We start from the raw sequence: 25,549 nt of genomic DNA on the forward strand, positions 1-25,549 counted from the left end.
ACGAAAGGAGGATCCGTGCGACGGATCACCCTCTGGCTGCTCTCCACCGTGGCGGCCCTGGTGCTGCTGTTCAGCTACCGGACCAGCACGATGGGCCCGGGCGGGGCGAGCAGCGCGGTCGCCGGCGGCGGATCCGACGGGGTGGTGACGAACCCCGGGACCGCGACCGGTGCGGACGGCTCCACCGGCGCCGGCTCGTCGGGAGGCGCCTCTTCCGGCGGCACGGTCACCGGGTCGGTGGCGCAGACCCGGTGGGGGCCGGTGCAGGTGCGGATCACCGTCTCCGGCGGGAAGATCACCGACGTCACGGCGGTGCAGGTGCCGGACGGCAACCGCCGGGACCAGGAGATCAACGACTTCGCGGTGCCGGTCCTGCGGCAGGAGGCCCTGGCCGCGCAGAGCGCCCGGATCGACACCGTCTCCGGGGCCACCGTCACCAGCGACGGCTACCGCGAGTCCCTCCAGTCCGCGATCGACGCGGCGCACCTGAAGTGAACAGGGTGGCGACGATGAACCTGACGATGGAACTGGACCGGCGGGCCTGGGTGGTGCAGGTGATGGGGCTGCCGGTGAGCGTGCACCTGCGCGGGCCGGAGGTGCACACCGACGCGGTGGCGGCGCGGGTGGAGCGGGTCTTCGCCGAGCTGGGCGAGGTGGACGCGGTGTTCAGCACGTACCGGCCGGAGAGCGTGCTGGGCCGGCTCGGCGGCGCGCTGCCCGACCTGGCCACCGCCGAGCCGGTGGTGCGCGAGGTGGTGGAGCTCTGCGAGCTGGCCCGCGCCCGCACCGGCGGCTGGTTCGACGCCCGGCGCCTGCCGCTGCCCGGCGGCGGCACCGGCTTCGACCCGTCCGGGCTGGTCAAGGGATGGGCGGTGGAGCGCGCCGCCCGGCATCTCGCCGACCTGCCCGAGCACGACCTCTGCCTCAACGCCGGCGGGGACGTGCTGCTGCGTACCGCGCCGGGCCGGCCGGCCTGGCGGGTCGGGGTGGAGGACCCCGACCACCCCGAGCGGATGCTCGACGTGGTCGAGCGGGCGGGCGGTGCCGTCGCCACCTCGGGCACCGCACGGCGCGGCGCGCACATCCTGGACCCGCGCGCCGGCCGGCCCGCCGAGGCCGTCCGGTCGGTCACCGTGGTCGGCCCCGAGCTGCTCTGGGCCGACGTGTACGCCACCGCGGCCGCCGCCCGGGGCACGGACGCACTCGACTGGCTGGCCACCCTGGACGGCTACGCGGCCCTGCTGGTGGAGGCCGCCGGTCGGGTCCGGGCCACCCCGAACTGGCCCGGCTCTCGACCGGCGGCTCCGGCCCGCGCCGCATAGTCAGGCCGGCCTCCCCCAACCGGCTTAACTGCATCCGTCGGACACAGCGTACCCTAGACACAGTTTTGGGTCCGCGACAAGACCGGCCCGGAGGAGGATCATGGAGCGGATGAACAGCGGGGCCGTCGACAACCGAAAGCTCTACGAACTGCTGTGGGGCCCGCGGACCCCGCCCCGCCGCGGCCCCCGCCCCACCCTCACCCTCACCGTGATCGCCCAGGCCGGCATCGCCATCGCCGATGCCGAGGGGTTGGACGGACTCACCATGCATCGGGTGGCCGAGGCGTTGGGCGTCACCAAGATGGCGCTCTACCGGTACGTGCCCGGCAAGGCCGAGCTGGTCGCCCTGATGCTGGAGGCGGCGGTGGGCGAGCCACCCCTGCCGCCGGAGGGCGCCGACTGGCGCGGCCGGCTCGACGACTGGACCCGGCAGATGCTCTGCCGGTTCCGCCGCCACCCGTGGGCCCCTGCGGCCACCTGCGGCCCTCGGCTGCACGGCCCGAACGAGCTGGCCTGGCTGGAACGCGCCGTCGCCGCCCTCACCGGCACCGGGCTGACCGGCGACGAGCAGCTCGACGTCGTGGTGCTCCTGGCCGGGTACGCCGCCAACCTGGCCCAGCACGCGTCGACCACCGCCGACACGCCAGGCCAGCACAGCGAGGCCGGACTCGTCGCGCTGCTGCGCGGCCGTGCGGACCACTTCCCGTCGCTCGACGCCGCCGTGCGCTCCGCCGCCCACCAGGCCGACGGCGACCAGGCCCTCGACTTCGGGCTCGCCCGCATCCTCGACGGCATCGAGGCGCTGATCACCGCCCGCGCCACCGGACGGATCCCACCGCGGTCATGACCCGGCCGTTCGTCGGGACGGCGACCTCCGTGATCACCGGCGCCGGTCACGGACGTGGCGTGGCCGGGTGAACCGGGCGGCAACCGAACCGGGAGAATGAACGGCATGCAGCCACACCCGAACGTGCAGGCGGTGCAGCGGACGCTCGACGACGCGGACGCCCGCGACGGTTCCGGCGGGCCGAGCCGGGTCCGCCTGCTGCCCGAGGCGGTGCACACCGCCGCGGCGGCCGCCGAGGCGCTCGGCGTCGGCGTCGGCGCCATCGCCAACTCGCTCGTCTTCGACGCGGACGACGCGCCGCTGCTGGTGCTCACCTCGGGCGCGCACCGGGTGGACACCGCCGGGCTGGCCGCGTCCCTCGGGGTAACCCGGCTGCGCCGGGCCACCCCGGAGTTCGTCAAGCGGCACACCGGTCAGGTGATCGGCGGGGTCGCCCCGGTCGGCCACCCCCGGCCGCTGCGCACCGTGGTCGACACCGCCCTGCGGGCGTACGACGAGGTGTGGGCGGCCGGCGGCGTGCCGCAGGCGGTCTTCCCCACCACGTACGCGGAGCTGCTGCGGATCACCTCCGGCGCCCCCGCCGAAGTGGCGTGAGCGAGCGAACCATCAAGCTCAGCAGCGAGGCGGCTCACGCCGCGGGGCGAAGCGGGGCGGTGGCGTGAGCCCGCCGGGACTCGTCACGCTGCACGTGTGGCGGATCCACCCGGTCGCGGTGCCCGGCGCGCTGCTCCGGATGGCCGTCCACCCGCCGCGACTGCGCCGGGCCCCCGGCGTCCGGTTCGCCAAGCTGCTCGGCACCGGGACCGGCACCGGCTTCGGCCCCGGCGACGCCGACCCGACCCGGTGGGCCGCGCTGGTGGCCTGGGACTCCCCGGCCGCGGCGGCCGGATTCGACGCCTCCCTGGTGGGCCGGTCCTGGGCCCGGATCGCCCGCTCCTCGGTCCGCCTGGAGCTGCGCCCGTTGACCAGCCGGGGCGCGTGGTCCGGCCGCCGGCCGTTCGGCGAGCCGTCCGGCGGCCCGGTCACCGGGCCGGTGCTGGCGTTGACCCGGGCCCGGCTGCGCGCCCGCCGCGCGGTCACCTTCTGGCGGGCGGTCCCGCCGGTAGCCGCCGCCCTGCCCGCCGCGCCCGGGCTGCTCGCCCGGTTCGGCGTCGGCGAGGCCCCGCTGGGCTGGCAGGGCACCGTCAGTGTGTGGCGCGCCCCGGCGGACCTGGTCGCGTTCGCGTACCGTCAGCCCGAGCATCGCGCCGCGATCACGCGTACCCCCGCCGAGGGCTGGTACGCGGAGGAGCTGTTCGCCCGATTCGCCGTCGACGACGTGGTCGGCGACCGGGCGGTGCTGGGGTGGGTCGCCGAGGGCGATCCGGAAACGGCGAGAGGACACGCATGAGGTTGGTGCGGTGGACGCCGGACGATCTGGTCCGGCGGCTGGACGACGTGGTGGCCGTCTACGGCGAGGCGATGGGCTACCGCGCCGACCTGCTGGAGGCCCGGCGCGGCTACATCGCCACCCACGTCCGCCGCCCCGGCTTCCGCGCCGTCGCCAGCCTCACCAGCGAGGGGCACCTGGCCGGCTTCGGGTACGGCTACCTCGGTGCCGCCGGCCAGTGGTGGCACGACCAGGTGCACCGGGCGCTGGACACCGAGGCGCGGCAGCGCTGGCTGCCCCACTGCTTCGAGGTGGTCGAGCTGCACGTCCGCCCGCCCGCGCAGGGGCACGGCCTCGGCGCCGGCCAGCTGCGTGCCCTGCTCACCATGGCGGAGGGGACGACCACCCTGCTGTCCACGCCGGAGGCCGACGAGCAGAAGTCCCGGGCCTGGCGGCTGTACCGGCGGTTCGGCTTCGTCGACATCCTGCGCAACTTCCACTTCCCGGGGGACGAGCGACCGTTCGGCGTGCTCGGCCGGGACCTGCCGCTGCCCCCGCCCGGCCCCGGCGGCGCCCCTGCCCCGGCCGGGCCGTGATCCGGGGCCGGCTGCCCTGGGCGCTGCTGGCCGGCCTGGTCCTCGCCCAGATCGGCTACCCGCTCACCGCCGGCGCCAGCCGGGCCGGGCTGGCCGTGGCCACCGTCGTGCTCGGATACCTGCTCTCCGTCGGGCACGCGCTGCTCACCCGCGGTACGCGTACCGCGGTCGCGGTGGTCGCGGTGGCCACCGGCGGCGGGTTCGCCGTGGAGGCGCTCGGGGTGGCCACCGGCTTCCCGTTCGGCAGCTACGACTACTCCGGCGAGCTGGGCCCGAAGCTGGCCGGAGTGCCGCTGATCATCCCGCTGGCCTGGACCTGGATGGCCTGGCCGGCCTGGCTCACCGCGGTCCGGCTGACCCGGCCGGCCACCGCGGGCGGGGTGCGTTTCCGCCGCGCCGGCCGGATCGCGCTGGCCGCGGTCGGGCTGGCCGCCTGGGACCTCTTCCTCGACCCGCAGATGGTGGCCGAGGGCTACTGGGTCTGGCGGGACGTCGGCCCCGCCCTGCCCGGCCTGCCCGGCGTCCCGGCCAGCAACTACCTCGGCTGGCTGCTCTTCGCGCTGCTGCTGGCGGCGGCGCTGCGGCCGCTCGCCGGGCCGGCCCTCGACCGCACCGACGGGCGGGACGCGCCGATGTTCGCGCTCTACCTGTGGACGTACGCCGCCAGTGTGCTGGCGCACGCGGTCTTCCTCCGCCTGCCGGCCTCGGCGGTGTGGGGCGGGGCCGGCATGGCGGTGGCCGCCGTACCGCTGGCGGTGGCGCTGCTGCGGGCCCGCCGTCGCGTCCCCGAGCGCCGGGAGGTGGACGTGGCGGCCCGCCCCGGCGTCGACGCGCCGGCATGAGCGAGCGAATCGGCCAGCTCAGTGTGTCGGTGCCGGATGGTGTCGCCGGTAGGGCGGCGACGGCATGAGCGCTGTCCTCGCCCTGGCCGTCGCGGTCGCCGCGCTCACCGCGCACACCTGGGTCAACGCCACCCGCTGGCTGCGCCGCCCCGCCGCCGGCCCGGTCGAGGTGACCGAGGCGGTGGCGGTGCTGCTGCCGCTGCGCGACGAGGCCGACCGGGTGGCGCCGTGCCTGCGCGCGCTGCTCGCCCAGCGCGGGGTGCCCGACCTGCGCATCGTGGTGCTCGACGACAACTCAGGCGACGGCACCGCCGACGTGGTCCGCGCGGTGGCCGGCGACGACCCGCGGCTCACCCTGCTCAGCGGGGCCGCCCCGCCGCCGGGCTGGCTGGGCAAGCCGCACGCCTGCTGGCAGCTCGCCACCCGGACCGGCCCGGCCCCGGCGGTGCTGGCCTTCGTCGACGCCGACGTGGTGCTCACCCCGTACGCGGTCGCGGCGGCGGTGACCGAGCTGCGCGCGGCGGACGCGGCGCTGCTGTCGGCGTACCCCCGGATCGTGGTGCGGACGGCGGCCGACCGGCTGGTGCAGCCGCTGCTGCAGTGGTTGTGGCTGACCTTCCTGCCGCTGCGCGCGATGGAGCGCTCGCCGCGGCCGTCGCTGGCCGCGGCGGGCGGCCAGTTCCTGGTGGTGGACCGGGCCGGCTACCTGCGGGCCGGCGGGCACGCGGCGGTCGCCGACCGGGTCCTGGAGGACATCGAGCTGGCCCGGGCGGTGAAGCGCGCGGGCGGGCGGATCGCCCTGGCCGACGGCTCCCGGCTGGCCGCCTGCCGGATGTACGAGAACTGGCCGCAGCTGCGCGACGGCTACACCAAGTCGCTCTGGGCCTCCTTCGGGCACCCCGGTGCCGCCGTGCTGGTGGTGGCGCTGCTGCTCCTGCTCTGGACCGCGCCCCCGCTGATCGCGGTGGGCACGCTGGCGGCCGGCGCGCCGGCGGTCGCCGGGCTCGCGTTCCTGGCCTACCTGCTGGGCGTCGCCGGGCGGGTGGTCACGGCGCGGGCCACCGGCGGGCGGGCCTGGCCCGACGCGCTGACACACCCCGTGTCGGTCGTGGTCCTCGGTTGGCTGACCCTGCGGTCGTACCATCTGCGGAAGCGACGCCGGCTCACCTGGCGGGGTCGTCCGGTCGGCTAGGGGGGCGCGGCATGGCGCGGATCGTGGTCATCGGCGCCGGGGTCGGCGGGCTGGCCGCCGCCGCTCGGCTGGCGGTCACCGGGCACGAGGTCACCGTCTTCGAGCGCGCCGACACGGTCGGCGGCAAGCTCGGCCGGTATGTCCACGACGCCCCCGAGGGGTCGTACCGCTTCGACACCGGGCCGAGCCTGGTCACCCTGCCGCAGGTCTTCCACGACCTGTTCGAGGCGACCGGCGCGAAGCTCGACGAGTACCTGGACCTGGTGCCGCTGGACCCGATCGTCCGGCACGTCTTCCCCGGCGGCGGTCCCACCCTGGACTCGTGCGCCGACCCGGCCGAGTTCGCCGCCCGGATCGGCGCGGCGTTCGGGGACCGGGCCGCCGCGGACTGGCAGCGGCTCTGGCGGCGGGCCACCCGGGTCTGGAGGGCGTCGCACCGGGACGTCCTGCGCCGCACCGTCGACTCCCCCCGGGACCTGGCCGCGCTGGCCTGGCGGCTCGGCGACCTGGCCGCGATCGGCCCCGGCCGCTCCCTGCGCGGCGTCGGCCGCAGCCACCTGTCCGACCCGCGGCTGCGGATGTTGCTCGACCGCTACGCCACCTACACCGGCGCCGACCCGCGCCGCGCCCCGGCCGCGCTGGTCGCCGTCCCCTACGCCGAGCTGGCGTACGGCGGCTGGTATCTGCGCGGTGGGCTGGGCAGCCTCGCCGACGCGCTGCTGTCGCGCTGCCTGGACCTCGGGGTGGTGGTGCGGACCGGGACCGCGGTCACCCGGATCGACGCGGCCGGTGGCCGGGTGCACGGGGTACGCCTCGCCGACGGCACCGCCGGAGTCCCCGCCGACGTGGTGGTGGCCAACGTGGACGCGCTCACCCTCTACCGGGACCTGCTGCCCACCCCGCGCCGGCTGGCCGGGCTCACCGACCGCAGCCTGGCCGGCTTCGTCCTGCTGCTCGGCGTACGCGGCGACTCCGGGCTGGCGCACCACACCGTCTTCTTCCCCCGCGACACTGACGCCGAGTTCGACGCGGTCTTCGGCGCCCCGGGGCGGGGGGTGCGGGCCCGGCCGGCCCTCGACCCGACGGTCTTCGTCACCGTGGCCGACGATCCCACCGTCCGCCCGGCCGGGCACGAGGCGTGGTTCGTGCTGGTCAACGCCGCGCGCCACGGCACCGCCGCGGGCGCGGTCGACTGGCGGCGACCGGGGCTGGCCGAGGCGTACGCCGACCGGATCCTCGACGTGCTCGCCGAGCGGGGCGTGGACGTCCGGGACCGGCTGGTGTTCCGCGAGATCCGTACGCCGGCCGACCTGGACGCGGCCACCGGCACGCCGGGCGGGGCGATCTACGGCACGGCGGGTGGCCTGCTGCGCCCGGCCAACCGGGGCCCGGCGCACGGGCTCTGGCTGGTCGGCGGCTCCAGCCACCCCGGGGGCGGGCTCCCGATGGTCACCCTGTCGGCCCAGATCGTCGCCGACGAGATCGGCCCGGCCTGGGCGTGAGGACCCCGGTCAACGGCCCGGGGTTCGGGCGGGCTGCTCGGCGGGTCGGTCGGCGTCGATCAGCGCGCGGCGGACGGCGGCGAGGAGCTGCCCGAGGCCGTAGCCGGCCAGCAGCACCCAGACCGTGGTGACCATGGTGCTGGTGCCGGCGGTCACGTCGGCGTCGAGCAACCCGGTGAGACCGGCGACCACCAGCCCGACCAGGGCCACGCACACCCGGGTGGGGCGCTCCCCCACGGTCACCACGCCGACCTCCCGCATCCCGGCGGCGATCGCCCGGGCCCGGACGTACTCGTGCAGCCAGGACAGGCCGCCGGCTGCGGCGACCAGCGCGCCCGGCGCACCGAGCAGCCAGAACGCGGTCAGCCAGGCGGCCTCACCGAGCCGGTCGGCGACCGAGTCGTAGACGTAGCCGAGCCGGGTGGTGCGGTTGGTGACCACCGCGACCGCGCCGTCGACGCTGTCCGCCACCGCGGCGAGCAGCACGAGCAGTGCGCCGAGGAACGGCCCGTCGCCCGGTCGCCCGACCAGCAGCGGTACGCCGACGCAGAGCAGCACCCCGACCACGGTCACCGGGGTCGGGCCGACCCGCAGCCGGCCCAGGATGTAGCCCACGTGGTAGGAGAACCGCAGCCAGGCGCGGACCACCGGCGCGGCCGCGCGGGGGTCGAACCCGCCGTGCAGCCGCGCCCACGCGGCCGCGTACTGGTCCCAGTTCAGCTGTGTGCCCACCACGGAATCAACCGTAGAAGGGCGGTGCGGGTGGCGTGGGCCAGCTGGTCACACCCGCGCGGCGGCCTGGAGATGCTGCCAGACCTCGCGGGTGGCGGTGGACCGGTTGAGGGTGATGAAGTGGATCCCCGGCACGCCTTCGTCCAGCAGCCTCGCGCACATCTCGCTGGCCTGCTCGATGCCGAGGCGGCGGACCGCCTCCGGGTCGTCGGCCACCCGCGCGAACCGCTCCGCCAGGGCCGGCGGGAACGGCGCGCCGGAGAGCTGGACGGACCGCTCGATGGTGCCCAGCTGGGTCACCGGCATCACGCCGGCCAGGATCGGGGTGTCGCAGCCGGCGGCCGCCACCCGGTCCCGCAGCCGCAGGTAGTCGTCGGCGTCGAAGAACATCTGGGTGATGGCGAACTCGGCCCCCGCCTGGCACTTGCGGACGAAGTACCTCGTGTCGCTGGCCACGTCGGGTGAGCGCGGGTGCTTGTACGGGAAGGCGGCCACCCCGACGCTGAAGTCACCGGCGTCGCGGACCAGCCGGACCAGCTGCTCGGCGTATCGCACGCCCTCCGGGTGCCGGACCCACTCGCCGCCCGGGTTGCCCGGCGGGTCGCCCCGCACGGCCAGCACGTTGCGTACGCCGACGGAGGCCAGCCGGCCGATGACGTGCCGCAGCTCGGCGACCGAGTGGTTCACCGCGGTCAGGTGCGCCATCGGCAGCAGAGTGGTGTCGGTGGCGATCCGCTCGGTCACCGCGACCGTGGTGTCCCGGGTCGAGCCGCCCGCGCCGTAGGTGATCGAGACGAACGAGGGGCGCAGCGACTCCAGCTCGCGGATGGCCTGCCAGAGCAGGCGCTCCCCCGGTGGGGTCTTGGGCGGGAAGAACTCGAACGAGAAGGTCGGCTGGCCGTCGCGGATCAGCTCCCCGATGGCCGGCTGAGGGTTCGGGAGGACCGAGGGAAGACCGAGCGCCACGTCCCGACTGTAACCGGCCCGTCCCCTCGTACCCAGGGTCTTCCCAGCCCGCGAGCGGAGCCGGGCAAAGCGTCGCACCCTGGGAGTAAAAAGGGGCGGCGCGGAGGGAGCCGGCCGATGGCCGGTCCCCCGGGGCCCGCGCGGGGGTCAGCACGACCGGCGGCGCGCCGGGCCGGCACTGCCGGGCGTCCGCGTCGCACCGCGCCGACGCCCTCCGGAGGACCGATGATCCCCATCCCGCCACCCGGCCCGCGCCTGTTCGGGCCGCTCCTGGCCGAGCTGCGGTCAGCACGCGGCTGGAGCCAGCAGCGGGTCGCCGCCGAGCTCTGCGCCGCGTCCGGCGTGCCGACCCTGACGAGACACGAGGTCTCCCGGTGGGAACGGCAGCGCCGGCTGCCCGGCGACTTCTGGCTGGGCTGGCTCGCCGTGGTCCTCGGGGTGCCGGGCGAGCTGCTGGCCGAGGCCGCGGCGCACAGCCGACGGCTCGGCGCCGTGCCGGCGGCGGTCGACCGGGCCGGTTCCCGGGCGCGGCTGGCCCTGCTCACCCTGGCGCACCGCTGGGCGGCCGACCCGACCGGGGCGGCGCTGGGCGGTCCGCTCGCCGGCCACGCCCTGACCGGGCCGGCCGGCGGGGGGTCGCGCCCCGACCGGGAGCCCGCCGGACCTGCTCCGGACCTGGTGGCGGGCGAGCCGACCCTGGCCGGGGTGACGGGCGGGCCGGCCGGCCGGGTGCCGGGCCGGCCGGCGGTGCCCGCCGGCGGCGACCTGGCCGAGCTGCGACGCTGGGACGACCTGCTGGGCGGGGCGGACCTGGCCGGCCACGGCGCCCAGCGGTTGCGCCACACGGCCCGCGCGTTCACCGTCGCCGGGCCGGCCGGCCGCCGCCGGCTGCTGCCCGGGCTGGCCGAGTCGGCCCAGCTCGCGGGCTGGCTCGCGGCCGACGCCGGGGACCTGACCGGCGGCCTGGACGGCTACCGGCTGGCACTGCGGGCGGCGGTGGCGGCCGGCGACCCCGCGTTCGCCGGGCACGTCCTCGGGTCGGCCAGCCACCTGCTGGCCGGCGCCGGGGACCCGGTGGGAGCGCTGACCCTGGCCCGGATCGGCTACGCCGGTGCCCGCGACGCCGCCTCCCCCGGGCTGCGGGCGCTGCTGCTGCACCGGGTGGCGTTCGCCGCCGCGCTGGCCGGCCGGCCGCGCGCCGCCCGGCCGGCCCTCGACGCCGCCGACCGGACCGGCGGGCCCGAGCCGGGCCGGGAACCGCCGTGGCTGTACTGGCTGGACGAGGCCGAGCTGTCCGCGTTGACCGGCCGCACCCTGGTCGCGCTGGGCCGTCCGGGGCCCGCCGTGCCGCTGCTCGGGCCGGCAGCCCGCGGGCGGGACCGGCCGCGCCGCGCCGCCGTCTACGGCGGCTGGCTGGCCCGGGGCTACCTCCAGCTCGGCGAGGTGGCGGGGGCCTGCGCGGTGGCCGGCGAGGCGCTGCTCGACGCCGTCCGGTCCGGTTCGCCCCGGGCGGTCGGCCAGCTCACCGGGGTACGCCGACGGCTGGCCGCGCACCGCGACGAGCCGGCGGCCCGGCGGTACGCGGGCCTGCTCGCGGCGGCCCGCCCGTACCTGCCGGTCGGTGCGGCGGGCGGGGCCGGGGCGGCGCGATCCCGTCGACCCCCGTCGAAACCCCGCCATGGCGGCACGACGCGATCGGCGGGGACCGGCTAGCGTTCACGCGTGACCCACGCTGCTCCCGTATCCCCCGTCGACCGCGCCGGCCTGCGCCAGCGGATCGACAAGGCCCTCACCGAGTTCCTCGCCGGCCAGCGCGGCTGGCTGACCGCGGTCGACGACGGCCTGGTGCCGGTCGCCGAGGCGATCGAGGCGTTCGTGCTGAGAGGCGGGAAGCGGCTGCGTCCGGCCTTCGCGTACTGGGGCTACCGGGGGGCCGGCGGGCTCGACTCCGACCAGGTGGTGGCGGCCCTGGCCGCGCTAGAGTTCGTGCAGGCCAGCGCCCTGATCCACGACGACCTGATGGACCGCTCGGACACCCGGCGCGGTGAGCCGGCCGTGCACCGGCGGTTCGCGGCCCGGCACCGGGCGGCCGGCTGGAGCGGCGACCCGGACGGCTTCGGTGACGCGGCCGCGATCCTCCTGGGCGACCTCTGCCTGGTCTGGTCGGACGAGCTGCTGCACGCCGCCGGCCTCGACCCGCGTACGGTGGCCCGGGCCCGCCCGGTCTTCGACGAGATGCGCACCGAGGTGACCGTCGGGCAGTACCTCGACGTGCTGACCCAGGCCACCGGGGACACCTCGCGGGAGCGGGCCGGCAAGGTGGCCCGTTACAAGTCGGCGAAGTACACGGTCGAGCGGCCGCTGCTGCTGGGCGCCGCGCTGGCCGACGCCCCGGCCGAGGTGCACGCGGCGTACTCGGCGTACGGGCTGCCGCTGGGCGAGGCGTTCCAGCTGCGCGACGACGTGCTGGGGGTCTTCGGGGATCCGGGGCGCACCGGCAAGCCGGCCGGCGACGACCTGCGCGAGGGCAAGCGGACGTATCTGGTGGCGGCGGCCCTGGAGGCGGTCGACGGCGCGGGCCGGGAGCTGCTGCTCGGCGGGCTCGGCGACCCGGGGCTGGACGCCGCCGGGGTGACCCGGCTGCGCGAGCTGATCACGGCGAGCGGGGCGCTGGAGCGTACCGAGCGGCGGATCGCCGGGCTGACCGAGAGCGCGCTGGCCGCCCTCACCACGGTCGATCTGGACACCGAGGCCCGGCAGGCCCTGGTCGACCTGGCCATCGCCGCCACCCGCCGCACCGACTGACCCCACCCCACCCACCCCCCACCTCCGCTGTTGATCATGAGGTTGGCGGCTGAGTTGATCGCGACAACTGCCGCCAACCTCATGATCAACGGGCGGGTCCCCGGGGGGTGGGTGGGGTTAGAAGCCGAGGGCTTGGGCGCGGCGTTTGACCTCGCGGGCCTGGTCGCCGCCGAGGGCGGCGGCCGGCGTGCCGGGGAGGGTGGGGTCCTCCTCGTAGAGCCAGCGCAGCGCCGCCTCATCGTCGTACCCCGCGTCGGCGAGCAGGTTGAGCACGCCGGGCAGGTGCTTGAGCACGGTGCGGTTGGCCACCAGGTCGGCCGGGACGCGGCGGACGCCGTCGCGGCGGACCGCGATCAACTCCCGGTCGCGGATCAGCTGATGCACCTTGCTGATCGACAGGTCGAGGCGCTCGGCCACATCCGGCAGGGTCAGCCAGCCGGCCGGGTCGGTCGGTCCGGGCAGGTCGGCGCCGGCGGGTACGGATTCGGTCACCCGACCACCCTGCCACGTGCCGGGACGGCCCGGGCGGCGGCACCCCCGTCCGCCGCTTCCGGACGCGGCGCGACCAGGCCGGACACGCGCGGCGGGACCATCGTCGGCCGTCGGCTGTAGCATCCTGTTCAACCTTCACCCTCCTGACACATAGACTGCCTGCCGATGGACACACAGGTCGCCGACACGTTGCTGGGCTCGCTGATCGACGGGCGCTACCGCATTCGCGGTCGCGTGGCCCGTGGCGGCATGGCGACCGTGTACACCGCCACCGACGAGCGCCTGGAGCGCACCGTGGCGGTCAAGATCATTCACCCGACCCAGGCCCCCGAGGCCCGGGCCCGGATGGCCGGCTTCGTGGAGCGGTTCACCGACGAGGCGAAGACCATCGCCCGGCTGACCCACCCGAACGTGGTCGCGGTCTACGACCAGGGCACCCACGCCGGCCTCCCCTATCTGGTGATGGAGTACGTCCGGGGCCGCACCCTGCGCGACGTCCTCGCCGAGCGGCGCCGGCTCAACCCGGACGAGGCCCTGGCGATCGCCGAGCAGATGCTCGCCGCGATCGCCGCCGCGCACCGTGCCGGCCTGGTGCACCGCGACGTCAAGCCGGAGAACGTGCTGGTCGCCGAGGCGCCCGCCGGCGGCACCGGCAACCTGGTGGACAGCGTGGTCAAGGTGGCCGACTTCGGGCTGGCCCGCGCGGTCGAGGCGAGCGCCGAGGAGAACGGCAACCAGCTCATGGCCACCGTGGCGTACGTGGCCCCGGAGCTGGTCACCGAGGGCCACGCGGACCCACGCACCGACGTCTACTCCGCCGGCATCGTGCTGTTCGAGATGCTCACCGGCCGGGTGCCGTACGACGGCGACCGCCCGGTGGACGTCGCCTGGCAGCACGTCGACCGGGACGTACCGCCGCCGTCGGCGCTGGTCCCGAGCCTGCCGAAGGTCCTCGACGACCTGGTCGGCCGGGCCACCCGGCGCGACCCGGACGCCCGCCCCACCGACGCCGGCGCGCTGCTGGCCGAGGTGCAGGTGGCCCGGGACGGCCTGGGTAACGCCCACACCGCGGTGCTGCGGCAGGTGAGCGACGAGAACCCGATGACCCAGCCGACCATGGTGGTGGCGGCGGTCCGCCCGGCCGAGCGTCCCGCCTGGGCCCGGCTGCCCGAGGGTGGCGGGCAGCACCCGCACCGCCACTGGTCCGCCGGCAACGACCCGGGCTCCGGGCTGGCTGGGCTGCGTACCCGGATCATGGGCTCGCCCCGGGGCCGGCTGGCGGTCGCCGCGGCGGCCGTGGTGCTCGGCCTGGTGGCCGCGCTCGGCGGCTGGTGGTTCGGGGTGGGGCGCTACACGGTCGCCCCGCAGCTGGTGAGCCTGACCAAGGCCGAGGCGGAGGCGCGGGCCGCCCGGGGCGGCTTCACCCTCGACTACGCCGCCCCCCGCTATGACGAGAAGGTGCCGAAGGACAGCGTGCTGGGGCAGAACCCGGGCTCCGCGGCCCGGATCCTCAAGGGCGGCACGATCACGCTGACCCTGTCGCTCGGTCCGGAGCAGTTGCCGGTGCCGGACGTGGTGGGCAAGGACTTCGAGCTGGCCCAGGCCGAGCTGACCGACGCCAAGCTGGTGGTGGTCAAGGGCTCCGCCCGGTACGACGACGAACTGCCGGCCGGGGTGGTGATGGCCACCGATCCGAAGGTGGGCACGGTGGTCAAGCCGGGCACGAAGGTGACGGTGGTGCTGAGCAAGGGGCGCGCCCCGGTCACCGTGCCGAACCTGGTGGGCAAGAACCTCAACGACGCCCGGGGCATCCTCGCCCAGCTGGGGCTGACCCCGGTGGAGTCGTACAAGGACTCGGACAAGCCGAAGGACGAGATCCTCGGCCAGAGCCCGGCCGACGGCACCGGGGTGGAGAAGGGCGCCCAGGTCAAGCTGGAGATCAGCAAGGGGCCGCCGCAGGTGATCGTGCCCCGGGTGATCGACCTGCCGTGCGATCAGGCCAAGCAGGTGCTGGAGAGCCAGGGCTTCCCGGCCAACATCCAGGTCAACCCCGCAGGGGTGGCCCGCTTCCAGAACCCGGGCGAGAACACGCCGGTGCCGCCGGGCACCCCGGTCACGGTGACCTGCCTGTGAGCGCGAGGAGTGAGCCGGGTTCGCGAGCCCCGCAGTCGCGAACGAAAGACGGTCCGGTGAGCGCGCGGCGGCGGGTCGGCTCGCACACCCCCACCTCCGGCGGCCTGGCGAAGGCGGCGCTGCCGTACGTCGACGCGGCCGGCGCCGAGGTGGTGCAGGTCTACGTCTCCAACTCGCGGGGCTGGGCCCTGCCGGCGGGCGACCCGGCGCAGGACGCGCTGTTCCGGGACGGTTGCGGCGAGCGCGGGGTGCCGGTCTTCATCCACGCGTCGCTCCTGGTCAACCTGGGCTCCCCGACCCCGGCCACCGTCGAACGGTCGGCCCGGACCCTGGCGCACGCGCTGCGCCGGGGCCGGGCGATCGGTGCCGAGGGCGTGGTGTTCCACGCCGGCAGCGCGGTGGACGCGGGGTACGCCGAGGCGGCGATGCGCCAGGTACGCGACGCGCTGCTGCCGCTGCTCGACGAGGCGGCGGCGAGCGGTGGGCCGCTGCTGCTGGTCGAGCCGAGCGCCGGGGGCGGCCGGTCGCTGGCCTCCCGGGTGGAGCACCTGGGCCCCTACCTGGACGCGGTGGACCGCCACCCGATGATGGGGGTCTGCTTCGACACCTGCCACGCCTGGGCCGCGGGGCACGACCTGGCCGTCGAGGGCGGGATGACCGCCACGCTGGACGCCCTGGTCGCCGCCGTCGGGGCGGACCGGCTGAAGCTGGTGCACGCGAACGACTCGAAGGATCTGTGCGGCTCGACCCGGGACCGACACGAGAACATCGGCAAGGGCACCATCGGTGAGCCGGCGTTCGCCGAGCTGATGCGCCACCCGGCCACCGCCGGCATCCCGGTCGTGGTGGAGACCCCGACGGAGAAGCATGTCGGCCACGCCGCCGACATCGCCACCCTCACCCGCCTCCACCCCTAAACCTCCCCCTCCCTCGCACCCCCGCTCAACCCGCGTTGATCAAGAAGTTTGCGTCGGAATCCGCCGCGCCGAGGGCGGCGCAAACTCCTTGATCAACACGCGGGGGCGGGGTGGGGTGGGGTGGGGTGGGGTTAGGCGCGGAGGATCTGGGTTAGGGCCTCGGCGGCGCGGTCGACGGCGGCGTCGGTGACGTCCAGGTGGGTGACCAGGCGGGCGGTACGCGGGCCGAGCACCGAGACCAGCACGCCCGCCGCCCGGGCGGCGGCCGCGAGGGCCTTCGCGTCGAGCGGGTGCTTGGTCAGGTCGAGCGGGACGATGTTGGTCCGCACCGGCATGGCGAGCACGCCGTACGGGGCGACGGCCTCGGCCAGCCGGGCGGCCTTGGCGTGGTCCTCGGCGAGCCGCTCGACGTGGTGGGCCAGCGCGTACCGGCCGGCGGCGGCGAGGATGCCGACCTGCCGCATGCCGCCGCCCATCCGCTTGCGGATCCACCGGGCCCGTTCGATCTTCTCGGCGCTGCCCAGCACCAGCGAGCCGACCGGCGCGCCGAGGCCCTTGGAGAGGCAGACGGACAGGGTGTCGAAGAGGCCGCCGTACTCCGCCAGCGGCACCTCGTCGGCGACGTGCGCGTGCCAGATCCGGGCGCCGTCACAGTGCAGCGCCAGCCCGTGGTCGTCGGCCACCCGGCGCAGCTCACGCAGCGTGGCGAGGGGGATCACCCCGCCGCCGCCCCGGTTGTGGGTCTGCTCGACGGCGATCGCCCGGGTCGGCACCGCGAAGTAGCCGTCGGGCCGGACCATCCCGGCCACCACGTCCGGGTCGATCTCCGCGCCGACCGCCGGCCAGGTCCGTGACGAGATTCCGCCGTACGCGGCCGCCGCGCCGATCTCGTACGTGACCACGTGCGCGTCGGCGTCGCAGAGCAGCTCCTCACCCGGCGGCACGACGAGCTGGAGCGCGATCTGGTTGGCCATCGAGCCGCTCGGGGCGAACAGTGCGGCCTCGTGCCCGAAGCGGGCGGCCACCTCGGCCTCGAGCGCGGCGACGGTGGGGTCCTCGCCGTACACGTCGTCGCCGACCTCGGCGGTGGCCATCGCCTCCCGCATCCCGGCGGTGGGCCGGGTCACCGTGTCGGACCGCAGATCAACAAACTCAGCCACAGTCATCCTTTCGGCTGCCGACCGCGGGGCTCGCAGGCCCACTCCGCGCGTCAGCCACAGTCATCTCTTCGGCTGCCGACTGCGGGGCTCGCAAGCTCACTCCTCGCGTCAGCCACGGAGCATCTCCGCCACCAGGAAGGCCAGCTCCAGCGACTGCTGGGTGTTCAGTCGCGGGTCGCAGGCGGTCTCGTACCGGTCGGGCAGGTCGAGGTCCTCGATGCCCTGGGCGCCGCCCAGGCACTCGGTGACGTCCTCGCCGGTCAGCTCGACGTGCAGGCCGCCCGGGTGGGTCTCCAGGCTGCGGTGCACCTCGAAGTAGCCGAGCACCTCGTCGACGATCCGGTCGAAGTGCCGGGTCTTGTAGCCGTTCGAGGACTCGTGGGTGTTGCCGTGCATCGGGTCGCACTGCCAGACGACCTTGGCCCCGGCCGCGGTGACCTTGGCGACGATCGGCGGCAGGGTGTCCCGGACCCGGTGGTTGCCCATCCGGCTGATCAGGGTGAGCCGGCCGGGGACGTTGTCCGGGTTGAGCTTCTCGCAGAGCTCGATGGCCTCGTCCGGGGTGGTGGTCGGGCCCAGCTTCACGCCGATCGGGTTGGCGATCCGGGAGATGAAGTCGAGGTGCGCCCCGTCGATCTGCCGGGTCCGCTCGCCGATCCACAGGAAGTGCCCGGAGAGGCCGTACGCCCGGTTGCCGGAGATCCGGGTGAGCGCCCGGTCGTACTCCAGCGCCAGGGCCTCGTGGGAGCAGTAGAGGGTGACCGTACGCAGCGCCTCGTCGTCGGTCATCCCGCAGGCCCGGATGAAGGCCAGCGCCCGGTCGATCTCCCGGGCGATCGCCTCGTAGCGCTCGCCGGCCGGCGACTGCTTGACGAAGTCCTTGTTCCAGTCGTGCACCGCGTGCAGGTCGGCGAGCCCGCCGGCCAGGTACGCCCGGAGCATGTTCATCGCGGCCGCCGAGTTGGCGTATGCCCGGATCATGCGCTGCGGGTCGGCGACCCGGGCCTCCGGCGTGGCCTCCAGCGAGTTGATCATGTCCCCGCGGTACGCCGGCAGGCCGCGCGCGTCGGTCGGCAGCGACCGGGGCTTGGTGTACTGCCCGGCGACCCGGGCCACCTTGACCACCGGCAGCGATGCGCCGTACGTCAGCACGATCGCCATCTGGAGCAGGGTGCGGGCGTTGGCCAGCAGGTGGCTCTCGGTGTTGTCGGCGAAGGTCTCGGCGCAGTCACCGCCCTGGAGCAGGAACGCCTTGCCCTCGCAGACCAGCGCGAGGCGCTGCCGGAGCTGGTCGACCTCGTACGGCGCGACCACCGAGGGCACCGTGTCGAGGACCTTGCAGACCTCGGCGACCTGGGCCGGGTCCGGCCACGGCGGGGTCTGGGCCCGGGGCAGCTCCCGCCAGCGGTCCAGGCCGAGGGCCGCGTCCTCGGCGGAGTCGGCGGTCGGGCGGCTGGTCTGGAGTCCCGGGCTGCCCACCGCCGGGTGGGTCAGCTGATGCCACTCATGGCGCATGAGAGAAAGCGTACGGCGACCGCCGGGGTGACCCGCCGCCGAGGGGGACGGTTCCGGCAGTTGGGAGATCACCGCCACACTCCGGCCGGCCGCAGGTCAGCCGGGCGGACGGGTCAGGGGGTGATCGACGGTTCGGGGGTGTGACCGCCCGGGGCCTCGCCGGAGATGCACCAGTCCGCACCACTGCGGGTGACCGTGAACAGCAGCGCCCGGGTGGCCTTGCGGGAGCCGACGGCGACGGTGACGGAGGTGCTGACCTCCTGGCCGTTCGGGCCGGACCGGACATCGGTGATGGTGGCCTGCGGCACGGTGAAGTGGTCGGCGAAGTCGCCGTTGGGGCCCGTCGCGGCGGCGTCGAAGGCGGCCTGCACGGGGGCGCAGAACTGGCTGCGGCCGGCGTCGACGTCCTTGCCCGCCATCGCGTCGAGGTACGCCTGCACCCGCTCGCGGCTCTTGGCCGCCGCCTCCTCGGCCGGCGCCCGCTGCGGCCCGCCGTCGGAGGCGGCCCCGGGCCCGTCGTCCCCGCCGAGGCCGCAGCCGGTCAGGGCCAGCGGCAGGAGCGCGAGCAGCACCACCCCGGTCGCCACCCTCGGGTGTGTCAGGCCCATCGGTCCCTCCCATCGGCACGGGCATCGAAGATGCCGAGCGGCGAGTGTGCCACATCGACCTCCCCGCTTGTCGAGCCGTCGTACCGGAATGTCGGTCACGTCCCTGGCGACGGCGCGCGGCCGTTCCATCTTGCCTCGACCACCCCGGTCAGCCGGTCCGGCGCGCGGGCGGCTCAGCCGGCTCGGCGGGCGGGGCCGGACAGCCGGGCGGGGAGGGGCCGGTGCGGCCCCTCCCCGCCGGGTGGGTGATGCGTCGGCCCTCGGCTCAGCCGAGGCCGCCCTTGATGGCGCCGATCAGCTCGCCGTTGCTGGTGTCACCGGAGAGTTCCCAGAAGAACGCGCCACCGAGGCCCTGGTTCTTCGCGTAGGTCATCTTGCCGCCGATGGTGGACGGGGTGTCGTAGCTCCACCAGTTGCTGCCGCACTTGGCGTACGCCGTGCCGCCCACGGTGCTGGTCGCCGGGCAGCTGTTCTTGAGCACCTTGTAGTCCTCGATGCCCTGCTCGTAGGTGCCGGGCGCCGGGCCGGTGGCGGTGCCGCCCGGGGCGGACTGGGTCACCCCGGTCCAGCCGCGGCCGTAGAAGCCGACGCCGAGCAGCAGCTTGTCGGACGGGACCCCCTTGCCCTTGAGCTTCTGGATCGCCGCGTCCGCCCAGAAGCCCTGCTGCGGGATGCCGGCGTACGAGTAGAGCGGGGAGTGCGGGGCGGTGGGCCCCTGGGCGTTGAACGCGCCGAAGTAGTCGTAGGTCATCGGCATCAGCCAGTTGAGGTACGGCGTGGCGCCGGCGTAGTCGGCCGCGTCGATCTTGCCGCCGCTGCTGCCGTCGGCGGTGATCGCCGCGGTGACCAGGAAGTTGGCGCCGAACTTGCTGCGCAGCGCGCTGACCACGTTCTTGAAGGCGTTCGGTCCGCTGCTGTCGCACTGCAGGCCGCAGGCGTTCGGGTACTCCCAGTCGACGTCGATGCCGTCGAAGACGTCCGCCCAGCGCGGGTCCTTGACCAGGGCATAGCAGGAGTCGGCGAACGCGGCCGGGTTCTGCGCGGCCTGGGTGAAGCCGGCCGACCAGGTCCAGCCGCCGAAGGACCAGAGCACCTTGAGGTTCGGGTACATCCGCTTCAGCTTGCGGAGCTGGTTGAAGCTGCCGCGCAGCGGCTGGTCCCAGGTGTCCGCCACGCCGTCGACGCTGTCCGCCGCGGTGTACGCCTTGTCGTAGTCGGCGTAGCTGTCGCCGATGCTGCACCGACCGCCGCTGGTGTTGCCGAACGCGTACAGGATGTGGGTGAGCTTGGCCGCCGACCCGCTGGTGTGGATGTTCTTGACGTGGTAGTTGCGGGCGTAGACGCCCCACTCGGCGAAGTAGCCGACGACCTTCTTGCCCCCGGTCGGCGGCGGGGTCGTGGGCGGCGGGGTGGTCGGTGGCGGAGTGGTGGGCGGAGCCGTGGTGGGCGGGGTGGTCGTCGGCGGGGTCGTGGTGGGCGGCGGGGTGCCACCGGTGCAGGAGGCGCCGTTGACGGTGCAGTTGAGCGGTGCCTTGTACGCCCCGGTGCCGTTGTAGCCCCAGCTGAAGCTGGCCCCGGGGGCGAGCGGGCCGGCCCAGCTCTTCTTCACCGCGACGTAGTGGTTGCCGCTGCTGGTGACGTCGGCGTCCCAGAAGGTGCTGATGGTGGTGCCCGCGGGCAGGTCGAACTCGATGCGCCAGGTGTCCACGCTGGCGCTGGTGCCGTTGGTGACGGTCACCTTCGTCTCGTGACCGGTCCCCCAGTCCTGCACCTTGGTGAAGGTGGCGGTCACGCTGCCCGCGGCGGACGCGGTCGCCATCGGTACCGCCGCGACCGCCAGCGCGACCACGGCACCGGTGGCCCAGAGGGCCTGGCGGAGCGATCTCTTCATACGGCGTCTCCCTAAACAGTTAGGAAACTTTCCAGATTGATGCTGAGACGCTACTCACGCGTCATCACTTCGTCAAGATGTAGATGCGTCGATTTCCTGTGCCCGCGCCGATCGGTCCCGGCGGGCGCGTAGCCTCGCCACATGACCGTTTTCGACGTGCAGATCGACGCCCTCACCGGCGGCCCCGCCGACCTCGCGCGGTACCGCGGCCGCGCGCTGCTGGTGGTCAACGTGGCCTCGCGGTGCGGCCTCACCCCGCAGTACGCCGGCCTCCAGGCCCTCGCCGACGAGTACGCCGACCGGGGCCTGACCGTGCTCGGGGTGCCCTGCAACCAGTTCGCCGGACAGGAGCCCGGCACGGCCGCGGAGATCGAGGAATTCTGCCAGGTCAACTACGGCGTGACCTTCCCGTTGACGGAGAAGGTCGACGTCAACGGGCCGGGCCGGCACCCGCTCTACGCCGAGCTGGTGTCCACGCCGGACGCCGAGGGACACACCGGCGACGTGCGGTGGAATTTCGAGAAGTTCCTGGTCGCTCCGGACGGCGCGGTCGCCGCCCGGTTCGCCCCGCAGGTCACCCCGGACGCCGCCGAGCTGCGGGCCGCGATCGAGAAGGTGCTGCCCGCCTGACCGCGCTCAAGATCCGCCCTAATTGCCGGAAAGAGTGGCTGTTCAACACGAAATAGCCACTCTTTCCGGGAAAGCGCAGCCAGCGAGCCCGTCCGCGACGGTTCGGACGGGCGGATCGGTCGGCTCAGCGGGCGCGCCGACCCCGCTACGGGAATCGGCGCGGCCCCGGAGGCGGTCAGCCCGCGACGGAGCGGAAGACCGGGTAGTAGCCGCCGGACTGCCCGGCGGCCGTCGGGTGGTACGAGACGGTCAGGTTGAGGTAGTTCAACGCGTGCAGCCACTTCTCGCCGTAGCTGCAGAGCTGGTGGCCGACGAAGATCGACCGGACGTCGGCGAACTTGAAGCCGGCGGAGGTCGCGGCCGTCCTGGTGATGTCGTCGAGCAGGTTGATGCCCTCGTTGATCTTCGCTCGGGAGGTCGCGCTGAGCCCGACGCAGACCGTGCCGAGCTGGTAGAAGACCGGGTAGCCGACGACCACCACCCGGGCCGAGGGCGCCCGGCTCTTGATGCCGTTGTAGACGTTGGCGAGCTTGCCGGGCAGCTCGGTCCGGGCCTTGTCCTCGGCGGCCTGCACGGCCGCCACGCACTGGCTCTCACCCTGCAGGACGCAGGTGGTCATGATGTTGGCGAAGCCGACGTCGTTGCCGCCGACGGTGACGCTGACCAGGGTGGTGGTCGAGGACAGCGCTGAGAGCTGACTGTTGATGACGTCCGTCGTGGTCGCGCCCGAGCAGGCCACCGAGCGGTACGAGGCCGGCCTGATGTTGGTGTTGTAGAGCGCGGGATAGGCGTTGGTGCTGCGCAGGCAGGACCCGCTCTCGGAGGTGTAGCTGTCGGCGCCGACGCCGGAGGCGTACGAGTCGCCGAGCGCGACGTACCGGTCGGCGGGGGCGGCCTGGGCGGGGGCGGCCAGGGCCAGGGTAAACCCGAGCGAGGACGCCAGGGTCAGGGCGAGGGTGGCAAGACGGGATCTCCGCACGTCGCACTCCTGGGGGTGGGAAGTGGTGGTGGGAGATAGATATCAATGGATCGGGTCCGGACGGAAGATCAACAATTCGCAGGGTTCGTCGATAGACCCTTATAGATACAAATCATTATCAATCCAAACCCGGCTGGTGAAGGTTTTCGCCAGGCGGAGGCGACCCCCCGACCGGATGCCAGGCCGCCGAATAACCGACCACCTTGGTCGGGAATGCCGGTCGCCGTCGTGCGGTTGGCACCGGACATGACAACTGTGGGACTGATCGGCAGCGGCAACATCGGCGGCACGGTGGCCCGACTGGCGGTGGCCGCCGGTCACGACGTGGTACTCAGCAACTCGCGTGGCCCGGAGACGCTCAAGGAACTGGTAGACGAACTGGGCCCCCGGGCCCGCGCCGCCACCCCGGCCGAGGCGGCGGCGGCCGGCGACCTCGTGGTGGTCACCATCCCGCTGCGGGCCTACCGGGCGGTGCCGGCCGAGCCGCTCGCCGGCAAGATCGTCATCGACACCAACAACTACTACCCGGAGCGGGACGGGCGGTTCCCGGAGCTGGACGACGAGTCGACCACCACGAGCGAGCTGCTCCAGCGGCACCTGCCCCAGGCGCGGGTGGTCAAGGGCTTCAACAACATCTACTTCAAGCACCTGCTCGCCCTGGCCCGGTCGGCCGGCGCGGCGGACCGTACCGCCCTGCCGATCGCCGGCGACGACGCGGCCGCCAAGGGCACCGTCGCCGGGTTCCTCGACTCACTCGGCTACGACGCGGTCGACGTGGGCCCGCTCGCCGAGGGCTGGCGGTTCCAGCGCGACACCACCGCGTACGCCGCCCTCTACTCGGCCGACCCGGCCAACGACTGGGAGCGGCCGGCACCGGTCGACGCGGAGCGGCTGCGCGCCGCCCTCGCCGCCGCCCGCCGCTACGCCGACAGCTGACCGTCCCGTCCGGAGGGCGGGGAAGCTTCCCGTCCTCCGGACGCGCCGGTTGCGCCGCGGTGTCCGGGCGGTCAGACCGCCTGCGGCGGGAGCGCGAGCCGCATGTTCGGGTCGCGGGTCTCCTGGAAGCCGAGCGAGCGGTAGAGCGGCCGTCCCGCCGCGGAGGCCCGCAGGTCGATCCGCCGCACGCCCCGCTCGCGGAACCAGCCCAGCAGCGCCGTCAGGCAGGCCCGGGAGTGGCCGCGCCGGCGGTGGACGGGATCGGTGCTGACATTGAAGACGTACCCGGTCAGGCCGTTCGGGTTGTCCGGGCCGCCGAGCCGGCGCTCGATCGTGCCGACCGCGCAGGCGGCCAGCGTCCCGTCCGGCGCGTCGACCACGAAGGCAGCCATCGACGGCTCCGGCTCGGCCAGCCACTCCCGCAGCTGCGCCCGCGCGACGTCCTGCCACGGGCCCGGCGGCGGATCCGCACCCTTCACCGCCGCGAGCATCAGGCCGCGCAACCGGACCAGCTCGGCAGCGTCATCCGGCGTCGCCGGGCGTGCGTCGACCATGAACGGCACCGTACCCGGCCAGCGACGGCACGCTCCGCCCGGTCCGGGCGCGTGGCTGGCCGCACCGGCCCGGTCCGGCTTGGACGCGCGGTGGAACCGTCGGGACGGGCCGGCGCGGGTGGGCCGGCCGTGCCGGAGGGGCGGTCAGATCGGGCGGCGGCCGGCGAAGCCGCACTCCACCCGGTGGTACCAGCGCACCTCGTCGTCCCCCTCCAGCCAGCACCAGAGCACCGCCCGGCCGCTCCGTTCGCCGGGGAAGTCCAGCAGCACCGGGGCGATCCCCTTGACCTGGATGTCGTGCTGGTGGATCTCCTCGAGGACGGCGTGCAGCCGGGCTTCGAGGGCCTTCACCTCGGCCAACCCGCCGAGCGCGCTGACCCCGTGCTCGGCCAGGTCGACCCGCAGCTCGGCGAGGTCGGCGCGGAGCCGGATCAGCTCGTCGATGCGCGGCCGTAGCGTGGCCACCAGGTGTCGCGCCTGGGCGAGAGTGAACACCGGGCCAGTATGCGGCACCAACCCACCGGGGGCACCGCCAGCGACGGTTGGGGGCGACCTCGCGCCGTGGCTCGTGCCTGCCGCCTCAGTCGGCCTGGGCGGCCAGTTCCCGGGCGCGGTCGCGGGCCGCCTCCAGCGCCGCCAGCATGGCCGCGCGTACGCCGTGGTTCTCCAGCTCGCGGATGGCGGAGATGGTGGTGCCGGCCGGCGAGGTGACCGCCTCGCGGAGCTTGACCGGGTGCTCGCCGGAGTCGCGGAGCATCACCGCCGAGCCGATGGCGGTCTGCACGATCAGCTCGTGCGCCACCTGCCGGGGCAGGCCGAGCAGGATGCCGGCGTCGATCATGGCCTCGACCAGCAGGTAGAAGTAGGCGGGACCGGAGCCGGAGAGGGCGGTCACCGCATCCTGCTGGGACTCGGGCACCCGGATGGTGGCGCCGAGCGGCTTGAACATCTCCTCGGCGAGGGCCAGGTGCGCGCCGGTGGCGTGCGCGCCGGCGGAGATGGCGCTCATCGCCTCGTCCACCAGCGCCGGCGTGTTGGTCATCACCCGGATCACCGGGGTGCCCTCCGGCAGCCGGCGGCTGAAGAAGGTGGTGGGCAGGCCGGCGCAGAGCGAGATGACCAGCTTGTCGGCCGGCACCTTCGGGCCGATCTCGTCGAGCAGCGCCGCCGCGTCCTGTGGCTTGACCGAGACGGCGAGCACCTCCGCCTCGTCCACCGCGACGAGGTTGTCCACCACCCGTACGCCGTACCGGGCGGTCAGCTCCTCGGCACGGCTGGGTCGCCGGGCGGTGGCGAGCAGCCGCTCGACCGGCCAGCCGGAGCGGAGCAGGCCGGAGAGCATCAGCTCGCCGATCTTGCCGGCGCCGATCACGGCGACGGTGTGCACCTCGGGTGCCATGGGCGGTACCTCTCTCGGTCGAGGCGGGGCGGGGGGGGGGGCCCCCCCCCGCCGCCCCCCCCCCCCCCCCCCTCACCCCCCCCCCCCCAAATAAAACCCCGCGCGCACCCCCACCCCGCCCCCCCACACACCCACCCCGGGCGGCGCGCCCCCCCCCGCCCC

General features: G+C 74.9%; 26 protein-coding genes. 15 read left to right on the forward strand and 11 right to left on the reverse strand.

Going from position 1 to position 25,549, the window contains the following annotated elements; translation table 11 throughout:
- The first annotated feature begins 15 nt into the window (after positions 1-15).
- The 9 genes from ACFYML_RS28310 (at position 16) to ACFYML_RS28350 (ending at position 7,670) form a co-directional block, all read left to right on the forward strand.
- Positions 16-495: an FMN-binding protein gene (locus ACFYML_RS28310; RefSeq protein ID WP_387423515.1), complete on the forward strand. Its 480-nt coding sequence runs from the start codon at positions 16-18 to the stop codon at positions 493-495.
- Positions 496-509: 14 nt separating this feature from the next.
- On the forward strand, positions 510-1,322 hold the full coding sequence (locus ACFYML_RS28315; RefSeq protein ID WP_387423516.1) for an FAD:protein FMN transferase: 813 nt from the start codon (positions 510-512) through the stop codon (positions 1,320-1,322).
- 100 nt (positions 1,323-1,422) lie between these two features.
- The gene (locus tag ACFYML_RS28320) at positions 1,423-2,169 is read left to right on the forward strand and encodes a TetR/AcrR family transcriptional regulator (RefSeq protein WP_387423517.1); all 747 of its coding nucleotides are present in this window, start codon (positions 1,423-1,425) and stop codon (positions 2,167-2,169) included.
- Positions 2,170-2,274: 105 nt separating this feature from the next.
- The gene (locus ACFYML_RS28325) at positions 2,275-2,763 is read left to right on the forward strand and encodes a YbaK/EbsC family protein (RefSeq protein ID WP_387423519.1); all 489 of its coding nucleotides are present in this window, start codon (positions 2,275-2,277) and stop codon (positions 2,761-2,763) included.
- A 64-nt stretch (positions 2,764-2,827) separates the two neighbouring features.
- Entirely contained in the window at positions 2,828-3,559 is a 732-nt protein-coding gene (locus tag ACFYML_RS28330; RefSeq protein WP_387423520.1) for a monooxygenase, read from the forward strand.
- Entirely contained in the window at positions 3,556-4,134 is a 579-nt protein-coding gene (locus tag ACFYML_RS28335) for a GNAT family N-acetyltransferase (RefSeq protein ID WP_357435143.1), read from the forward strand. Before ACFYML_RS28330 ends, ACFYML_RS28335 begins: the two co-directional genes overlap by 4 nt.
- Positions 4,131-4,976: a carotenoid biosynthesis protein gene (locus ACFYML_RS28340; protein WP_387423521.1), complete on the forward strand. Its 846-nt coding sequence runs from the start codon at positions 4,131-4,133 to the stop codon at positions 4,974-4,976. The genes ACFYML_RS28335 and ACFYML_RS28340 overlap by 4 nt, the downstream gene beginning before the upstream one ends.
- Positions 4,977-5,040: 64 nt before the next feature.
- Entirely contained in the window at positions 5,041-6,168 is a 1,128-nt protein-coding gene (locus ACFYML_RS28345) for a glycosyltransferase (protein WP_387423522.1), read from the forward strand.
- A gap of 11 nt (positions 6,169-6,179) precedes the next feature.
- A complete protein-coding gene (locus ACFYML_RS28350; RefSeq protein WP_387423523.1) occupies positions 6,180-7,670 on the forward strand; it encodes a phytoene desaturase family protein in 1,491 nt (496 codons plus the stop codon).
- A 9-nt stretch (positions 7,671-7,679) separates the two neighbouring features.
- On the opposite strand, the gene ACFYML_RS28355 is transcribed toward ACFYML_RS28350, so the two are convergent.
- Positions 7,680-8,405 carry a CDP-alcohol phosphatidyltransferase family protein gene (locus ACFYML_RS28355; RefSeq protein ID WP_387423524.1) on the reverse strand — a complete coding sequence of 242 codons (726 nt, stop codon included), beginning with the start codon at positions 8,403-8,405 and terminating at the stop codon, positions 7,680-7,682.
- A gap of 45 nt (positions 8,406-8,450) precedes the next feature.
- Positions 8,451-9,368 (reverse strand): methylenetetrahydrofolate reductase [NAD(P)H], encoded by a 918-nt coding sequence (gene metF, locus ACFYML_RS28360; protein ID WP_387423525.1) that lies wholly within the window; start codon positions 9,366-9,368, stop codon positions 8,451-8,453.
- Between the two features lie 225 nt (positions 9,369-9,593).
- Between metF and ACFYML_RS28365 the strand changes: the two genes are divergently transcribed.
- A complete protein-coding gene (locus ACFYML_RS28365; protein ID WP_387423526.1) occupies positions 9,594-11,081 on the forward strand; it encodes a helix-turn-helix domain-containing protein in 1,488 nt (495 codons plus the stop codon).
- Between the two features lie 9 nt (positions 11,082-11,090).
- A complete protein-coding gene (locus tag ACFYML_RS28370) occupies positions 11,091-12,173 on the forward strand; it encodes a polyprenyl synthetase family protein (RefSeq protein WP_387423527.1) in 1,083 nt (360 codons plus the stop codon).
- Between the two features lie 117 nt (positions 12,174-12,290).
- On the opposite strand, the gene ACFYML_RS28375 is transcribed toward ACFYML_RS28370, so the two are convergent.
- On the reverse strand, positions 12,291-12,665 hold the full coding sequence (locus tag ACFYML_RS28375; protein ID WP_387423528.1) for an Rv2175c family DNA-binding protein: 375 nt from the start codon (positions 12,663-12,665) through the stop codon (positions 12,291-12,293).
- A 165-nt stretch (positions 12,666-12,830) separates the two neighbouring features.
- Between ACFYML_RS28375 and pknB the strand changes: the two genes are divergently transcribed.
- Both pknB and ACFYML_RS28385 read left to right on the forward strand, forming a co-directional pair.
- Complete coding sequence (pknB, locus tag ACFYML_RS28380; protein ID WP_387423529.1) at positions 12,831-14,798, forward strand: Stk1 family PASTA domain-containing Ser/Thr kinase; 1,968 nt, start codon at positions 12,831-12,833, stop codon at positions 14,796-14,798.
- 56 nt (positions 14,799-14,854) lie between these two features.
- On the forward strand, positions 14,855-15,715 hold the full coding sequence (locus tag ACFYML_RS28385) for a deoxyribonuclease IV (RefSeq protein ID WP_387423530.1): 861 nt from the start codon (positions 14,855-14,857) through the stop codon (positions 15,713-15,715).
- 131 nt (positions 15,716-15,846) lie between these two features.
- Here ACFYML_RS28385 and ACFYML_RS28390 read toward each other — a convergent pair whose 3' ends face one another.
- The 4 genes from ACFYML_RS28390 to ACFYML_RS28405 all read right to left on the reverse strand — a co-directional run bounded on the left by ACFYML_RS28390 (position 15,847) and on the right by ACFYML_RS28405 (position 20,889).
- Entirely contained in the window at positions 15,847-16,881 is a 1,035-nt protein-coding gene (locus tag ACFYML_RS28390; RefSeq protein WP_387423531.1) for a threonine aldolase family protein, read from the reverse strand.
- A 102-nt stretch (positions 16,882-16,983) separates the two neighbouring features.
- The gene (locus ACFYML_RS28395; protein ID WP_387423532.1) at positions 16,984-18,390 is read right to left on the reverse strand and encodes a class II 3-deoxy-7-phosphoheptulonate synthase; all 1,407 of its coding nucleotides are present in this window, start codon (positions 18,388-18,390) and stop codon (positions 16,984-16,986) included.
- 113 nt (positions 18,391-18,503) lie between these two features.
- Complete coding sequence (locus ACFYML_RS28400; RefSeq protein ID WP_357435123.1) at positions 18,504-18,998, reverse strand: hypothetical protein; 495 nt, start codon at positions 18,996-18,998, stop codon at positions 18,504-18,506.
- A gap of 265 nt (positions 18,999-19,263) precedes the next feature.
- A complete protein-coding gene (locus ACFYML_RS28405; RefSeq protein WP_387423533.1) occupies positions 19,264-20,889 on the reverse strand; it encodes a glycosyl hydrolase family 18 protein in 1,626 nt (541 codons plus the stop codon).
- Positions 20,890-21,030: 141 nt separating this feature from the next.
- Here ACFYML_RS28405 and ACFYML_RS28410 point away from each other — a divergent pair, with 141 nt between their 5' ends.
- Complete coding sequence (locus tag ACFYML_RS28410) at positions 21,031-21,519, forward strand: glutathione peroxidase (RefSeq protein WP_387423534.1); 489 nt, start codon at positions 21,031-21,033, stop codon at positions 21,517-21,519.
- A 175-nt stretch (positions 21,520-21,694) separates the two neighbouring features.
- Here ACFYML_RS28410 and ACFYML_RS28415 read toward each other — a convergent pair whose 3' ends face one another.
- Positions 21,695-22,498, reverse strand: a complete 804-nt coding sequence (locus ACFYML_RS28415) for an SGNH/GDSL hydrolase family protein (protein ID WP_387423535.1) — start codon at positions 22,496-22,498, stop codon at positions 21,695-21,697.
- A 246-nt stretch (positions 22,499-22,744) separates the two neighbouring features.
- On the opposite strand from ACFYML_RS28415, the gene ACFYML_RS28420 reads away from it, so the two are divergent.
- On the forward strand, positions 22,745-23,434 hold the full coding sequence (locus ACFYML_RS28420) for an NADPH-dependent F420 reductase (protein WP_387423536.1): 690 nt from the start codon (positions 22,745-22,747) through the stop codon (positions 23,432-23,434).
- 71 nt (positions 23,435-23,505) lie between these two features.
- On the opposite strand, the gene ACFYML_RS28425 is transcribed toward ACFYML_RS28420, so the two are convergent.
- The 3 genes from ACFYML_RS28425 to proC all read right to left on the reverse strand — a co-directional run bounded on the left by ACFYML_RS28425 (position 23,506) and on the right by proC (position 25,387).
- Positions 23,506-23,988: a GNAT family N-acetyltransferase gene (locus ACFYML_RS28425; RefSeq protein ID WP_387423537.1), complete on the reverse strand. Its 483-nt coding sequence runs from the start codon at positions 23,986-23,988 to the stop codon at positions 23,506-23,508.
- A gap of 144 nt (positions 23,989-24,132) precedes the next feature.
- Positions 24,133-24,483, reverse strand: coding sequence for a DUF2203 domain-containing protein (locus ACFYML_RS28430; RefSeq protein ID WP_387423538.1), 351 nt, complete (start codon positions 24,481-24,483; stop codon positions 24,133-24,135).
- 85 nt (positions 24,484-24,568) lie between these two features.
- Positions 24,569-25,387 carry a pyrroline-5-carboxylate reductase gene (gene proC / locus ACFYML_RS28435; RefSeq protein WP_387272156.1) on the reverse strand — a complete coding sequence of 273 codons (819 nt, stop codon included), beginning with the start codon at positions 25,385-25,387 and terminating at the stop codon, positions 24,569-24,571.
- Between the last annotated feature and the right edge of the window lie 162 nt (positions 25,388-25,549).

This window comes from Micromonospora sp. NPDC007230, from assembly GCF_042869115.1.
GTDB lineage: Bacteria > Actinomycetota > Actinomycetes > Mycobacteriales > Micromonosporaceae > Micromonospora.